Below are 15083 nucleotides of genomic sequence, written 5' to 3'. Positions count from 1 at the left end.
TATCTTGAATAGTAGCAACGTCGAAATAAGAAATCTATCATTAAGTTCTGATATATTTTGAAATAACTATCTGAAAGCAGATGATAATACCTAAAAATGAATATGTAATCGTTATTTTATGCAAAAAAATTTATTTAAAATGCCAAATAACATATAATATTAACCAAGTAAATTATTATTATTTATTTACAAAAAGCTTGTACTATCACCCTAATAAAATAACTAAAAAAATTATTATGTAACCTTTTTTTTTACTAAATATACTATTTAACAAAATGAAAATTATTATATCCTGAATAAAAATATAACATTTTATAATAATTCAACTATTTATCTATCTGCTTATGAAGGAGGTTTCTCATTGAATATCTATACTATATTAGAGAAAAACATACACGTACAACTGACTATTTTAAAAAGTTGTTACGAGTCACATCAACCTTTGACAATGGACGAACTTTCAAGTCTACTCCACATAGATAGACGTTCCTTATTCAATCATTGCGAACGCCTATGTTCTCTATCCCAAAATAATATGTTCAAAAAAGATGGATCTAGTTACCATTTTCTTGGTGACAACTATGACTTTCATCAACTGAAACTAGCAATACTTGAAAATTCGTTAAATTTCCAAATACTTAAAGCTGTTTGTCTACATTCAAATCTCACGCTTTACGAATTCGCCGCTCATCATGGAATCAGCGAATCCTTTCTCAGAAGGCAGTTGGCTCAAGTAAATCATTTCTTCAGTTACTATGATTTAAAAATAAAAACACGAGAAGGTACTATTTTTTTCAGTGGAAAAGAAACCCAAATTCGCTACACGATTTATTTGTTCTTATGGGAGGTATATGAAGGAATCGAATGGCCATTTCTAACGCTTGATTTCCAGAAGATCTTAACGACAGTAAAACAAGTTTTTACCAATATTGCACTAAAAAGGAACAAAATTAAAACAATGGAATGGTGCTTCATATTAGCTGTTAATATCAATCGATTCAAACAAGGATATCCTGTCCCTGAACCTGAACTTCCTCACTTTTTAGATCCTATGCTAGACGGTCTTTCTGAGGTGACCACTGACCTGAAATCGATTATTTCTGCTTATGGTTTACCTTCTTCTGAGTTAAACTTTATTTTATTGTGGATACAAACACGCCCTCACATTTACGTAAATAAAAATATTATGGTTCATGCATCAAAGGTTCATAAAAAAAATGCGACACCGATTAATGAATTTCGCGATCAGTTTTATCATTGTATGAAATCTGTTGGGATAAAAACCAATGAAATTACTTCAAAGAAAAAGTTATTAGATGCAACATTATATGCGAACGCTATCCATGATTACCTTTTTAGTCCTTTTTCTGGCAAAAAAAGAGAAGTTACTGATTTTATCGAAAAAAATTATCCCTATTTCTATCAAAATATGGTCGATTGGACTCAACAAATGCAAAAAACACATTTTCCATGGATTCAATTAAGTACGTTGATCGAAGCATTTTTAGTCATTGCCCCACCCACATTTTTTGATAAAGAGATCAAAGTGAAATTAGAAAGTGATTATCCTTTAAGTATCGAATTATTATATGTAAAAGTTTTACAAAACCATTTAGGTTTGTATTTGAATGTCCTTTTCACAAATGAATTATTGCTGAATCCTGACTTGATTATTCGTACAACTGAGGCCCCCACCAAAATAATCAGCTATGAAAATGAAATTCCTTATATTACTATCCGCAATGATTTTTCTACTTCAGATAATAAGCACTTAGTCCAAAAAATCAAAGAAATTATGTTTGGCAATAACCAAAATTAACTAATTTTTCTTGTAAAATCATTTTTTCCAGAAAGAGAAAATAAAGAAACAAAAAGAAGATACGGCAAGCCGTATCTTCTTTTTTCGTCAACATGATCTTATAATTTAGATACTTCAGCAGCTTGAGGACCACGCGCACCTTCAACGATAGAGAATTCTACTTCTTGGCCTTCTTCTAAGCTTTTGAAGCCATCGCCTTGGATTGCTGAGAAATGTACGAATACATCGTCTCCACCGTCTACTGTAATAAACCCAAATCCTTTTTCATTGTTGAACCATTTTACTGTTCCGTGTTCCATAAATATATAGCCTCCAAAAAAGTTCTTGCAAGTAACCCTTGCAAAAACATTATACCGAATTTAGAAAACGCTCGCAAGCATTGCCCCGTTAATTTTCTAAATTCCATGGCAAATGGAAGAACGCTATTTTAGCCTGCGAAATGCTTGTTCACTTCATCCCAATTCACAACATTCCAGAAAGCTTCAATGTAGTCAGGACGTACATTTTTGTATTTCAAGTAGTAAGCATGTTCCCAAACATCTAAACCTAGAACAGGTTTCTTGCCTTCCATCAATGGTGAGTCTTGGTTGGCTGTAGAAGTGATTGCAAGTTTACCATCTTCAAGTACTAACCAAGCCCAGCCAGAACCGAAACGTCCTGCCGCTGCTTTTTTGAATTCTTCTTTGAATGTTGCAAAATCGCCGAATGTTTCGTTAATTGCGTCTTTGATTGCTCCTGTTGGCTCGCCACCAGCATTTGGTGCCATAATTTTCCAGAAGAATGAATGGTTCGCATGTCCACCACCATTATTACGTACAGCAGTTTGAATGTCAGATGGAATAGCATCCATGTCTGAAAGCAATTCTTCTATTGTTTTTTCGCCTAGTTCAGGATATTTTTCGATTGCTGCATTTAAGTTTGTCACATAAGTATTGTGATGTTTGTCATGATGCAAATGCATCGTTTCTTCGTCGATATATGGTTCTAATGCATCAAATGCATAAGGTAGATCTGGTAATGTGTAAGTCATAAAAAAATTCCTCCTCAAATTTGTTGGGTCTCTTTACACTAAAAGAGTAACAAAGTGAGGGAAATTCTTCAATTGTTATGCCTAGTCTTCCAATTTTTTACTGGTTTCTGCTGGTTCTTCGATAATTTCTGTCTTGTTGAAAATAAATAATTTGCTAAAGACATAATTTGCCAATACGACTAAGATCTGTGTAATGATTTTAGCGACATAATCATTCATTTCCAACCCTTTGATCATCAAGAACATGGCGCCCATGTCTAGTCCATAAGAAACGATTCGGTAAAAAACAAATTTCCCAAATTCGATAAATAAATGCGTATAACTAGGAGATTTGGATTGAAACACCCATACCTTATTGGTGACAAATGCAAATAAAACAGAACAAATCCAAGAAATCGTATTCGATACTGGCATCGATAACTGGAAGATTTGTTGCGCGATTGCATAACTGACGAAGTTGACAACTGTTGCTAATCCACCAAAAAATAGATAGATGAAAACTTCCCAATATCCTTTACTTTCTAAATAGCTTTTAAATTGAACATAAATCTTCATTTTTCTACCTACCTTATTTATCATTCTTTCCTATCATACTCTATCTGCTAATAATTTTCATCTCTAGAAAACAATGATCGATAAGAATATAACCTTATCTATCGTGACAGAATGTTTTAGAACTCTTGTAATTCATAGCATACTCCGCTAGAATTGCTAGTGATGACAATTCTACAGAAGGAGTAATTATGACAACAAAACAACTAATCATTAGCTCATTTGCTCGATTCACCGAGCTTAAAAATGCTAAAAACGTATCATTTGGAAAATCATTAGTCTATCTTTTATGTTTGAGTGTACTAATGGCATTACCTATTTCTTACCAAATTTTTCAAGTGCTGGACACTATCAAGTCCGATGGTCAAAAAATTGCAGCTGAAATTCCAGATTTTAAGATTCGTGATGGACAAATCGATTCGCCAACAAATGAAGGTTTTATTTATCAAACGGATTCGATCATCTTTACCTTTGACCCCGAAGGAAAACGTACCCCTGAAGATATCTCTTCAGATTTGATAGGGAATTTCCTAAGTGTCGGTCTGCTAAAGGATAAATTGGTTCTAGCTTTACCGAATACCGGCACGACTTCGGCATTGCTGAACAATAATCAGTTTGAATTTGAGTACACGAATAATGCTTTAAAAAATCTAACTGGCGAAAGCTTACGTAGTACATTAAGTGAAGCAACGATCCCTTTTTGGATCAAAGCATTAGTATTTTTGATTTCCATTTATCCTAGCTTTTTAAATCTGATCATCACTTTACTTATGGCAAATTTTGCGGCTTATGTATATGCAAGATTACGTTTAGCTAAAGTAACTTTTCTCGATTGTCTAAAAACAATGATCTATGCGATATCATTACCCACTGTTATTGCAACGATCCTGATGATTTTTGCACCAACTTTTGATACAACAGCGTTTATTGCATTTGCGGGCATATTCATTTTTGCTCAAGCAGTCAAAGGCTGGCCAAAAATCCAATTACCAAAATAAAAGAATCTCTGGGAGAGGTAGTCATTACACACCTCTTCTAGAGATTCTTCTTCATTTAATAGCCTTCATTCAAATCGATTTCATTTACTTCTAATTCTGTTTTGTCTACGTAGGATTTTAAGTTTGTTAGAAAAATATCCATAAACTTCGTTTGGAAATGTGGTGTCTGACCTGCAATATGAGAGGTGATCAACACATCTTCTCTTTCCCATAATGGGCTATCTTTTGCTAATGGTTCTTCTTCAAACACATCTAAAGCCGCAAAAGCCAGTTGTCCATCGTCTAACGCAGCTATTAAATCAGATGTTTTTACGGAAGGCCCACGTCCTACATTGATGAATAGCGCTTCTTTATCAAAAGCTTCAAATACTTTTGCGTCAAATAACCCTTTTGTCTGATCTGTCAAAGGTAAGATATTCACCACAATCGTTGCTTTCGGTAAAATTTCTTTTAATTTCTCTAATGGATAAGTCTCTTTGAATCCTTCCACTGGATGTCCAGATGTATTGATGCCGATACATTCTAAACCAAATACAGCTGCATGTTGTGCCAATTTTTTTCCAATATGTCCAGTTCCTATAATTAGTAATTTTTGATCTGCCAATGCTTGATAATGGATATCTGATCCTAGCCACTCTTTATGGAACTGCGCTCGTTGGGCTTGGAACAATCCACGAGAATAGCCTAAAATAATGCCCATGGTATGCTCGCTGATCGATTCTACATGGATACCACTCGCATTGGAAAGTAAAATATCTTGGTCAGCGAATTCGTTTAATGGAAGATTATCTACTCCAGCAGAAATCGATTGGACCCATTTTAAGCTGTCAGAAGCGAATATATCTTCTTGATAATCTCCATTCCAGCCGATACTGATCGCTATTTCAGAAAGTTCGTCGGATGCTACTTCCGTTTGAAATGAATATTCTGGTGCTATTTCTTTGATCTTTTCGATAAATTCTTCACGAAATGAACGTACTGAATAAATTATTTTTTTTGTCATCACACCCATCCTCTCTACTTATCAGTCTAGCTTAATCCCTCAAAAGAATGAAGTATGTTGCACTTCATTCTTTGAATGACTTTTTCCTATAATAAACACAGTAAAAGTGGATCAGCGTTTGACTGTCTAAAAAAAAGCCTAACAATCCGAAAGTAAGTAAAACTTACTTTTCGTTCGTCAGGCTTTTTTCCTAAAGATAAAAGACTATCTCTCACCTTATACATCTGCTGTTTCTTGGAAATGATACGTTGGTTCCTCTAATTGTGGATCATAATCAACAACCAGATCATATCCTTTGAAGAACCAATCATCGGCTTCATCAATAAAGAATAATAGACCATCGATCGTTTCTTGTTTCATCGGACGTTCTGGTAACTCCACAGACATACCGATTGAAAATCCCTCATGTACTTCTGTTTTGCCATATACTTTCCCAAAAAAACGGATACCATAATTTTCAGGTAAATCTACCTCTGCTTGAAACCATTCTTTTGCTTTGTCCGTTATTGTTAATTGCATGTGATGAGCCCCTTTTTATTGATTCATTTTATCATCAAGTATATCTACATCTTCTGTTTCTCCGATAACAAGTAAATTATCATTTTCACGTACATATTCGTCTGCGGCTGGTGACACTACGACAGAACGATCGAAGCGTCGGATGGCTACCACAGTCAAATCAAATCGCTGTCTGAAATTTAGTTCTGCTAATGTTTTATTAAAGAACTTGGGATTAGATACCCGAATCTCAGCGAGCGAGAATTTGTCTGACAGCTCTAAATAATCCAAAATATTTTTAGAAACAAGATTATGTGCGATCCGTATCCCCATATCTCTCTCAGGATGAACAACGCGATCTGCACCGATCTTTTCAAGAACACGAGCATGATACTCATTTTGTGCTTTGGCTAAGATATTCGGAACGCCCATTTCTTTAACCATCAGTGTCACTAAAATACTTGCTTGGATATCTTCTCCAATTGCTACGATCACATGATCAAAATTTCTGATTCCTAAAGATCGTAAAGTCATTTCATCTTGTGCATTCGCAACCACTGCATGTGTTGCGATATTCATATATTCATTCACTCGGTCTTCACTGCTATCAATAGCTAAAACTTCTTGACCAGCTTCGACTAACGTACGACAGATACTGCCACCAAAACGTCCAAGTCCTACGATTGCAAAATTCTGTTTCACTTTTCTCCTCCTTTATCCATTCCATTTCAAGTATAGCAAAGCCACTGTAAAAACAAAAGCAACCCTGCTTTTCTTTACGGAAAAGACTCATTTTAATGGAGGATCAAGAGAAGGCCTACTATGGTAGATCATAGAATATTTCTTGATGTTTCTACTAAAAAGGTATGGCTATATTACTAATTATTCCTACAATAGGTAGCCTAAGAATACGTTAACTGAAATAAAGTAAATAAACAACCCAGCAATGTCTTTGATCGATGTAATAATCGGTGCAGATCCAGCAGCTTGATCAATATTCAATTTCAATAAGATAAAAGGAATCAAAAAACCAAGGGCGGCAGCTAAGGTCATTGCAAAGACCAGAGAGATCCCCACAGCTACACCTAACAATGGTATGCCTTGCCACACAGAAGCGACTATTCCAGATACGATCCCTACAACAATCCCTAAACTTAGACCAATCCCTGTTTCCTTCAAAAAGTGCTTGATAAATGTGTTGAGATCAATGTGCCCTAAAGATAATCCACGAACAAAAACCGTCGATGATTGCGTCCCTACATTTCCACCCATATCCATGATCAAAGGAATAAAAATAGCAACAGCAGCCACAGATTCTAACGTTTGTTCAAACTCATCGATTACTAGACCAGCTAACATCCCTGCAACCAATGTGATCGCTAAGAAAGGCAACCGGACTTTCCATATTTGCCAAAGATTCCCGTTAATCAGTACTGTACTACGATCAGCTTCTACAGAGGCGACGTCTGCTAAACCAGCAGCATTGAACATATCCTCGGTCGTTTCTTGCTCTAAGACATCGATGGCGTCATCCACTGTCACAATACCTACTAGTCGTGTTTCTTTATCTACGACGGGAATAGCGATCAAATCTAACTCTTGTAACAATCGTGCAGTTTCTTCTTGGTCTGTATCTGTGGTTACATAAGCGACGTGCTTGATCATGATTTCTTCAATCCGTTGATCACTTTCTGCAATGACTAGATCCTTTAACGATAGTACTCCTTCAATTTTTTTCGCCATATCTGTCACATACAAAATATAGATTGTTTCCATTTCTTTCGCTAATCTTCTGATTTTATGCAGTGCTTCTTCAACAGTCATTTCTTTTTTAATTGAAATAAATTCAGTCGTCATGATCCGTCCAGCTGTCTCATGTTCATAGCCCATCAATCGATTCGTTGTTGCTCGCTCTTCTTCAGAAAGCTCTGCCAATAGTTTTTTAGTCACACTTGCTGGTAGTTCGTAAAACAACCTTACCCGATCATCTGGAGCCATCTCATTCACAAATTCAATCACACCATCATCCGTAAACGAACGAAGCAAATCTTGTTGGACAGACGGTTCAAATGTTTCAAAGATTTCGAGGGCTTTGTCTTTTGATAATAATCGAAAGACCAGTACTTGCTTATCTAAAGGTAACGTAACAAATAGTTGGATCAATTCCACTTTCTCGATCGTTGCTAAATAGTTCTTCAATTCTTCAAGCTTTTTTTGCTCAAGATAATTAAGAATCTTCAATTGTGTTTCTAGGTTATTTGTATCATTTAATGTTCTCATCTCGTATTCTCCTTTGTTACATCGTTTTTTCGATATAAACTTGTTGGATGGATTCGTTTGGAAAAAACAGGAAGTACATAAAAAAGACGGCCTCCAAAAGAAGCCGTCTCATAAGATCCCATCAAAATGGTACCAGTGTTTACCTGAACGAACTTCTCGTCTGAGCTTTAGCACTAAAAGACGTAATTCTGGAAATATAATCCAGATAGCTACGTTAAGCACGCCTTAAGCCGACGTTGCCTGTTATACCCTGTGGCGTCTCTCGACGTTTGAGGGCAGTAGCCTGTGTTCTTTTAGGAGCCTCACCTAACAAGTTTTTATAATTAAACCCTACAGGTAAAATTGGTTTTTGTCAATAAGAGGATTAATATTTGATAAAAAATTGATAAAACAGAAATGATTACTTTACAATCTTTCTCCTGTCACTCCTTCTACAATCCCTTTAGCAATTTGATCCATGTTTCTACGAATATTTTCTACATCACGAGTATTGGTGATAAATCCTAGTTCCGCTAGTCGATAAGGGATACCACGAGAATGTAGTACATTCAAATTCAATAAATCACTTCTTAAGTTGATACCACCGGTATTTTGAACAGAGCCCCATAAACCTACATGTGTGCGTATCACATTAGCAATGGCATAATTTTGTGTCGTATATGAGTTGCCGTTACGATGCGCAATCACATGCCCACCAGTACTAATACCAATCGCTCCTGCATCTAAATGAAATTCTGTTACAGAAGAAAAACTACTACTAATCGTATACGCACCCTGCATTCTACGAGTGTCTTGGAACATATCCGCATTTGTATCATAAAAGGTTATACGATTTGTTTTTAAGCGCCCTGCCCATTTTTGTAAATATGGCATAAGTTCATTTCTTGTAAAGTCTCGCTCGTTGATACCGTTATATGAAGCCCCTGGATCTCCTGCTCCATGTCCCATTACAAATAGATGATTGATTGAGGTTTGGTACGGATTTGACGTAGGTCCTGGCGCTGGTGCTCCTTTTTTAACTAGTACAACTTGGATAGCTTCCATTTGTAATGCTACATTGGACGTCCCAGCATTTTGACCGTTTCTGGCCCAATCTAACCATCCAAGTTGCGCAGAGTGAACCCTATAATAGACATCATAATGTTGACTTAACTGACCAGTTAATCTCACCCTTATCGCTTCAGCTCGTAATTTTCTACCCTCTGTTCCCGAAAGAGTATTATTATTCACATAGTTTTGCCAGCCAATCGATTGAACGTGTGTACTATATTCTATTGTTCCTGGAATAGGTGTACTAGAGATATTCATTCGTAATGCTTCTAATCTAAAGCCACGTCCCACTGTTCCCGCAGTTGCACCATTCATTTGATAACCTTGCCAACCAATCGATTGACTATGCGTTTGGTAATTAACATTAGGATTTTTTATTGTATCCTTATCATAAAAGGCAGTACTAGCTGCTGGTCCAGATTGCCCTTTGGCTACCAGCCTTACTTCCATAGCTTCCATCTGATAACCAAATCCTGCACTTCCTGCATTGCCATTATTTTTTGTCCAACCTAGCCAACCAAAATAAGCTGAGTGCACGCGATAATAAACATCATAGTGTTCTGCTAACTGACCAGTTAAACGTATTCGAATTGCTTCTGTTCGAAGTTTACGATCAGTTGTTCCGGAAATCGCATCATCTCGCACATAATTTTGCCAACCAATAGAACGCACATGACTAGAATATTCAATGGAGCCAGGGATTGGTGTATCCGAAACATTTATTTTTACAGCCTCTAATCTTAATCCACGATTCATCGTTCCAGCAGTTGAACCATTTGACTGATAGGGTTGCCACCCGACTGACTGACTGTGCGTCTGGTAATTGACATTAGGATTAGGGAGTTTATCTTTGTCATAGAAAGCTGTGCTCTGAGTTGGGGCAACTTCTCCTTTTTTGACTAGTTGGATCTGGATAGCTTCCATTTGGTACCCAAATCCTGAACTACCTGCATCTTCGCCATCTTTTGCCCAACCTAACCAACCAAAATAAGCTGAGTGCACACGATAATAGACGCTATATTGTTCACTTATCTCTCCAGTCAAGCGAATCCTAATTGCTTCTGTTCGTAAAGAAAGATCTGTCGTTCCTGATGTAGCACCATTTTTCACATAATTTTGCCAGCCAATCGTTCGTACATGACTACTATATTCAATATCGCCATTTAATGAATTATTTGGTAATTGGATTTTAATGGCTTCAATTCTTTTACCTTGACCAATCGTACCTGCAGTAGCACCATCAGCTACGGTACTTTGCCAACCGTAAGTTTGCACGTGTGTTTGATAACTGACGGATGGTTTAGAAACTTCTGCACGATTGCTCACCGTTTGTTCTGGGCGATTCGCTTGGGTTATTGAATCATTGTTATTTTTTTCTACTTGTATGTTGAACTTTCCTAATGTTCTCTCGCCATCTTTTAATAATACTTCTGTTTCACCGATTGCTTTTGCTGTCACCAGACCCTTTTCATCCACTTCAACAATATTATTGTCTACTGATACCCAATTTGGAGTAATAATCTCAGCATTTTCTGGAACAAGCGAATACTCAAGTTGTTTAGTTTCGCCTTGGATCATTTCTATTTTTTCTTCTTTTGGAATAATTGATTCAACGCTATTTTGTTCTAAAAATTTCACGTCTACAGTGATATCTAGTGAGCGATTAGATGTTTCTTCTAAGATTGCTTTTTGTGAAAACTCTACTTGGTAACTATAATTTAGTGCCGAAGGTTCAACAGTAGTAAAAACGGATCCATTGTATTCCCAATTAGTTGAGTTAATATCGATCTTATTTAATTCCGGTTTTAGATTGTCTTGATTGATCACCCATTCACGATCATCTTTTGATGCTTCTGCATTAATCAATTGTTCTTTCCCGTTAAAATAAGTCAAATGATCATTCATCGACAAATCAATTGTTGACAGTTTATTTTTAGAAACATCAAGGTAAGTTAACTCTGAAAGAGCCGAGACATCTACTTGTTCTAACTCATTATTTTGAACTTCCAGTTTTTTTAACTGTTTAAAATATTCGATACCATCCAATGATTTGATATTTCTACCACTAAGATCCAACTCAGTTGTAGCCAATAATTCATCGGATAATACGTTACTATGATTCTTCTCCATCATTTCAATCAATACTTGACGGAAATTTTGATCTGGGAAATGAACTTCATCAACAGAAATATCTTTAGATGAATTTTCTGCAGAGTTTTCTGTTGTTCCTGTGGTTTCCTCTGTGGTGGGATTAGTACTTTCTATCAAAGGGACATTAGATGATGTTGCTGTAGTTTCGTTTGTTTGCGAAGTACTTCCTTGTGACGTATTTGTTCTATCGTTTATCGATACTGCGTAGACACTTGGCGTGATCGAGCCTGACAGTAATAAGAAACTTAATAACATGCCTATCCAATTTTTTCTCATGACATTCTCCTTTATTTTTTAAATCGAACTTATATTGTCCTATAATATATTAAACTATAAAAAGACCCAAATGAAAAGAACATGATAACAAAGAATTCAAAATAACAAACAATGTAATTTGTAATTAGCAAACACAAATAAATCCAAAACAAAAGTAATAACATTTTGCTTTGGATCAGGGTACTGTTTTCCCTTATCAATGTGAAAACAGGGATACTTTATAATTTATGTTCCAATTTATACTTAGCAAAAATGTGCTTACTGTTTAGATCATAAGTCATAAGTCTACTTACTTCACTAATCCATGCTTGAATGCGTATATGGCAGCTTGCGTACGATCTTCCACTTCTAATTTTGCTAAAATATTAGAAACATGTGTTTTGACTGTTTTCAAAGTAATAAACAATTCGTCTGCGATTTCTTGATTGCTCTTTCCTTCAGAGATCAACATAAGAATCTCATTTTCACGATTCGTTAAATCATCGTGCAAGATTGGCTCATTACGCCGACTCATCTTTTCCATCATTTTCGAGGTTACTTCAGGTTCAAGCACACGTTCACCTCTTTGAGTCGCGCGGATCGCATCGGCGATTTCATGGGCTGTCGATGTTTTAAGTAAGTAGCCTGTTGCGCCAGCTTCAATAGCCGGATATACTTTCTCATCATCAATAAAACTCGTGACAATAATGATTTTTGCTTCTGGCCAATCTTTGAGGATTGCTTTTGTAGATTCGATCCCGTCCATTTCTTCCATGACTAAATCCATTAGAATCACGTCCGGACGAAGTTCCATGGCTTTTTCGTAGCCTTTTCGTCCATCTTCTGCTTCTCCGATTACTTCGATATCTTCTTGGATCGACAAATAGGAAGAAACCCCTAAACGTACCATTTCATGATCATCGACTAGTAATACTTTTATCATTTTTCCGCCTCCTTTATTAAAGGAACTTTAATTTCTACACTTGTCCCTTGTCCTTTGAAACTAATGATTTTTACTGTCCCACCAATACCTGCTACACGTTCTCTAATATTGTTTAGTCCGTAGCTGCCAGTTTTTGTTTCATTCATATTGAAGCCAGTACCGTCATCGATCACTCGTAATAAAAGATTATTATCGATTTTATGCAGATACACTTCTAATTCATTTGCTTTTGCATGGCGTAACGTATTTGAAAGTAGTTCTTGAACGATCCGAAAGAGATGATCTTCAATCGAATCAGACAAAGTGATATCTTCAATATCCCATTTCAATGCAATTTGTATCTTGTTTTTTAATTCTTTTAATAATTGTTCAATCCCTTGTTTCAAACTTTTTTCTTCAAGATTGACTGGTCGCAAATGTAGTAGCAACGCACGCATTTCAGATTGTGAAGCATTGATGATATCTGCTACCATCCTTAGTTGTTTACGAAACATTTCAGGCGTATCACTTTTTTCTGCTTGTTCCGTCAGAGCAGACATCATCATCATCGCTGCAAATAATTGCTGGGAAACTGAATCATGTAGCTCACGCGCTAAACGATGTCTTTCTAATTCTAAGATTTCTTCTTTTGTTTGTCCATCGACATATTGAGGTCGACTCGTCAATATTTGAAGTTCACTTGACACTTCGATCATTTTTTCTTTGATTTTAGTGATTTCTTTTTCAATTTCTTTAACATATATATCGTCAGATGCACTTGGTAAGGAATCATTTAAAACTTTTGCTTCATAGTTACCGGAAGAAATTGCCCGTAACTGTTCTTCGATTTTCCCATAACGTGCTTTTTGTAAGAGAGAGACAATCAAAAAAACAATTAAACCGACACCTGACGAAATTGCTAGTAAGTGAAAGATCAATGGCACGTATAAAATTCTGGCACTTAATAAAGTACGCCAAAAATGAGTTTGATTACTTGCGTAAAAATAAGTAAAAAAAGAAAATAAAATGACGATAAATGAGGCGATCGAAGCATAAATAGCTAGCATCGGTCGAGAAAGTTTCTCTATCATGCTCGAATCACCTCGATATCCCCAAGTAATGTGTTCGTAATGATTTTTAAACGACGTGGATTTTCATCGTAATCGTTACTATAGATTTTAATCGACTCGTTCTTCAATGCAAATTGTTCTTCTTCAAATTGTACATTTCCTACTAACGTTGCATGTTCGAGACTGATTGCAATCCCTAAAGGAACTAAGATGCGTGTCCGACCGATTCCTTTTCTGACGATAACGATATTATCGTCTTTAGGTAACAAGGTGTTCCCTAAATCGATGATCGTGTCTCCTGAAAGTAGAGAGATATTAATATCATCCCATTCATACACATCATTACCAATTCGCTGGTTACCGAATAATTGTTGTTTTTTTCGTTCATTATTGTGGGACTTCACTTGCTCTGTTTGAACCATAATGATTTGTTTTTTTCGCCAAAAAGCATTTTTGGTTAGATCGATCCCAGAAATCTCTACACCTTTAAGACCGATGAACAAGACAGCAAAGACTGCCATTATCCATAGCGCAGGACTATTGATCAAACTGAAAAAAATAACTAGTCCACCTAGTACAAATTGAAAATTCTGAAATCCCGATCTCGGTGATTTTCGCAATGCAAGATAGATATTAAAAATACCAAATAAAACTAATAGTAATAATTCAACATTATTTACGATTTGCCAAACTGCAAAGATCAATAGTAAGGCTTCTACTACTATAAAAAAGCGCCAAGAGCTATTCATCGCTATTCTCCTTTCCTTTTCATTCTCTTTTTTATCATACCTATTTTTGTTTCGAGATGCTATAGGACTTTAGATGTAACTATCGCTTTCTACAGCAAAAGGCCTGGGACTTTGTGTCATGATCCCAGACCTTTTTGTATAGACAAACCAATAATTGATTATCTGTGTCTAAATTTCAACTTATGCTTGCGCAACCTTGACGATTTTTACTTGCATATCGCCACCAGGTGTTGAAATTGTTACTTCATCATTTTTATATTTGCCAATCAAAGCTTGTGCAATCGGTGAATCATTTGAGATTTTTCCTGAGAAAGGATCTGCCTCAGCACTTCCCACGATCGTATACTCTTCTTCTTCACCATCTGGTAACTCAATGAACGTCACTGTTTTACCAATAGATACTTCATCCGAATCAACGCCATCATTGTCAATGATCTGTGCAAAACGGATCATATTCTCGATTGTCGTGATACGTCCTTCTACGAAAGCTTGTTCATCTTTAGCTGCCTCATATTCTGAGTTCTCAGATAAATCACCAAAGCCACGGGCAATTTTGATTCGTTCAATGATTTCTCCCCGTTTAACTGTTTTTAATTCTTCTAATTCTTGCTCTAACTTAGCTTTTCCTTCAAGCGTCATAGGATATACTTTTTCTACCATGTATAACTCTTCTCCTTTTTCTATGGAATACCGCAAAAGGTAATCT

The 15083-nt window shown here is 36.1% G+C and carries 14 protein-coding genes and 1 riboswitch; of the genes, 2 read left to right on the top strand and 12 right to left on the bottom strand.

Features of this window, described 5'->3' with window-relative positions:
• Positions 1 to 361: 361 nt before the first annotated feature.
• A complete protein-coding gene (locus ACH0AK_RS08985; protein WP_226076849.1) occupies positions 362 to 1819 on the top strand; it encodes an AcpB/EbpR/MafR family transcriptional regulator in 1458 nt (485 codons plus the stop codon).
• A 98-nt stretch (positions 1820 to 1917) separates the two neighbouring features.
• On the opposite strand, the gene ACH0AK_RS08980 is transcribed toward ACH0AK_RS08985, so the two are convergent.
• The 3 genes from ACH0AK_RS08980 to ACH0AK_RS08970 form a co-directional block, all read right to left on the bottom strand.
• Complete coding sequence (locus ACH0AK_RS08980; protein WP_010735910.1) at positions 1918 to 2118, bottom strand: cold-shock protein; 201 nt, start codon at positions 2116 to 2118, stop codon at positions 1918 to 1920.
• A gap of 128 nt (positions 2119 to 2246) precedes the next feature.
• Entirely contained in the window at positions 2247 to 2849 is a 603-nt protein-coding gene (locus ACH0AK_RS08975) for a superoxide dismutase (RefSeq protein ID WP_010735911.1), read from the bottom strand.
• A gap of 81 nt (positions 2850 to 2930) precedes the next feature.
• Positions 2931 to 3404, bottom strand: a complete 474-nt coding sequence (locus ACH0AK_RS08970; protein ID WP_010735912.1) for a GtrA family protein — start codon at positions 3402 to 3404, stop codon at positions 2931 to 2933.
• 188 nt (positions 3405 to 3592) lie between these two features.
• Here ACH0AK_RS08970 and ACH0AK_RS08965 point away from each other — a divergent pair, with 188 nt between their 5' ends.
• Positions 3593 to 4399, top strand: a complete 807-nt coding sequence (locus ACH0AK_RS08965) for a DUF1189 domain-containing protein (RefSeq protein ID WP_010735913.1) — start codon at positions 3593 to 3595, stop codon at positions 4397 to 4399.
• A 55-nt stretch (positions 4400 to 4454) separates the two neighbouring features.
• On the opposite strand, the gene ACH0AK_RS08960 is transcribed toward ACH0AK_RS08965, so the two are convergent.
• From ACH0AK_RS08960 to greA, 9 genes are all read right to left on the bottom strand, one after another.
• The gene (locus ACH0AK_RS08960; protein ID WP_499796855.1) at positions 4455 to 5402 is read right to left on the bottom strand and encodes a phosphoglycerate dehydrogenase; all 948 of its coding nucleotides are present in this window, start codon (positions 5400 to 5402) and stop codon (positions 4455 to 4457) included.
• Between the two features lie 216 nt (positions 5403 to 5618).
• Complete coding sequence (locus ACH0AK_RS08955; RefSeq protein WP_010735915.1) at positions 5619 to 5921, bottom strand: HesB/YadR/YfhF family protein; 303 nt, start codon at positions 5919 to 5921, stop codon at positions 5619 to 5621.
• Between the two features lie 15 nt (positions 5922 to 5936).
• The gene (locus ACH0AK_RS08950; RefSeq protein WP_010735916.1) at positions 5937 to 6602 is read right to left on the bottom strand and encodes a potassium channel family protein; all 666 of its coding nucleotides are present in this window, start codon (positions 6600 to 6602) and stop codon (positions 5937 to 5939) included.
• A gap of 186 nt (positions 6603 to 6788) precedes the next feature.
• Positions 6789 to 8180 (bottom strand): magnesium transporter, encoded by a 1392-nt coding sequence (gene mgtE, locus ACH0AK_RS08945; RefSeq protein WP_023519387.1) that lies wholly within the window; start codon positions 8178 to 8180, stop codon positions 6789 to 6791.
• A gap of 145 nt (positions 8181 to 8325) precedes the next feature.
• Positions 8326 to 8501: riboswitch (M-box (ykoK) riboswitch) on the bottom strand.
• 84 nt (positions 8502 to 8585) lie between these two features.
• A complete protein-coding gene (locus tag ACH0AK_RS08940; protein ID WP_153830340.1) occupies positions 8586 to 11657 on the bottom strand; it encodes an N-acetylmuramoyl-L-alanine amidase in 3072 nt (1023 codons plus the stop codon).
• A gap of 289 nt (positions 11658 to 11946) precedes the next feature.
• Positions 11947 to 12579, bottom strand: coding sequence for a response regulator transcription factor (locus ACH0AK_RS08935; RefSeq protein WP_010735919.1), 633 nt, complete (start codon positions 12577 to 12579; stop codon positions 11947 to 11949).
• Positions 12576 to 13649: a two-component system sensor histidine kinase LiaS gene (gene liaS / locus ACH0AK_RS08930; protein WP_019723158.1), complete on the bottom strand. Its 1074-nt coding sequence runs from the start codon at positions 13647 to 13649 to the stop codon at positions 12576 to 12578. Before liaS ends, ACH0AK_RS08935 begins: the two co-directional genes overlap by 4 nt.
• On the bottom strand, positions 13646 to 14377 hold the full coding sequence (gene liaF / locus ACH0AK_RS08925; RefSeq protein WP_010735921.1) for a cell wall-active antibiotics response protein LiaF: 732 nt from the start codon (positions 14375 to 14377) through the stop codon (positions 13646 to 13648). Before liaF ends, liaS begins: the two co-directional genes overlap by 4 nt.
• A gap of 180 nt (positions 14378 to 14557) precedes the next feature.
• Positions 14558 to 15037 carry a transcription elongation factor GreA gene (gene greA, locus ACH0AK_RS08920; protein ID WP_010735922.1) on the bottom strand — a complete coding sequence of 160 codons (480 nt, stop codon included), beginning with the start codon at positions 15035 to 15037 and terminating at the stop codon, positions 14558 to 14560.
• Positions 15038 to 15083 lie beyond the last annotated feature (46 nt).

It is taken from the genome of Enterococcus pernyi, from assembly GCF_045371165.1.
Taxonomy (GTDB): Bacteria; Bacillota; Bacilli; order Lactobacillales; family Enterococcaceae; genus Enterococcus_B; species Enterococcus_B pernyi.
This window is presented reverse-complemented; position numbering and strand designations above follow the sequence as displayed.

Excerpts from the sequence above, each read along its gene's own strand:
- ACH0AK_RS08980 (WP_010735910.1), bottom strand. The coding sequence starts at position 2,118 with ATGGAACACGGAACAGTAAAATGGTTCAACAATGAAAAAGGATTTGGG.
- ACH0AK_RS08975 (WP_010735911.1), bottom strand. The coding sequence starts at position 2,849 with ATGACTTACACATTACCAGATCTACCTTATGCATTTGATGCATTAGAA.
- ACH0AK_RS08970 (WP_010735912.1), bottom strand. The coding sequence starts at position 3,404 with ATGAAGATTTATGTTCAATTTAAAAGCTATTTAGAAAGTAAAGGATAT.
- ACH0AK_RS08965 (WP_010735913.1), top strand. The coding sequence starts at position 3,593 with ATGACAACAAAACAACTAATCATTAGCTCATTTGCTCGATTCACCGAG.
- ACH0AK_RS08960 (WP_499796855.1), bottom strand. The coding sequence starts at position 5,402 with ATGACAAAAAAAATAATTTATTCAGTACGTTCATTTCGTGAAGAATTT.
- ACH0AK_RS08955 (WP_010735915.1), bottom strand. The coding sequence starts at position 5,921 with ATGCAATTAACAATAACGGACAAAGCAAAAGAATGGTTTCAAGCAGAG.
- mgtE (WP_023519387.1), bottom strand. The coding sequence starts at position 8,180 with ATGAGAACATTAAATGATACAAATAACCTAGAAACACAATTGAAGATT.
- ACH0AK_RS08940 (WP_153830340.1), bottom strand. The coding sequence starts at position 11,657 with ATGAGAAAAAATTGGATAGGCATGTTATTAAGTTTCTTATTACTGTCA.
- ACH0AK_RS08935 (WP_010735919.1), bottom strand. The coding sequence starts at position 12,579 with ATGATAAAAGTATTACTAGTCGATGATCATGAAATGGTACGTTTAGGG.
- liaS (WP_019723158.1), bottom strand. The coding sequence starts at position 13,649 with ATGATAGAGAAACTTTCTCGACCGATGCTAGCTATTTATGCTTCGATC.
- liaF (WP_010735921.1), bottom strand. The coding sequence starts at position 14,377 with ATGAATAGCTCTTGGCGCTTTTTTATAGTAGTAGAAGCCTTACTATTG.
- greA (WP_010735922.1), bottom strand. The coding sequence starts at position 15,037 with ATGGTAGAAAAAGTATATCCTATGACGCTTGAAGGAAAAGCTAAGTTA.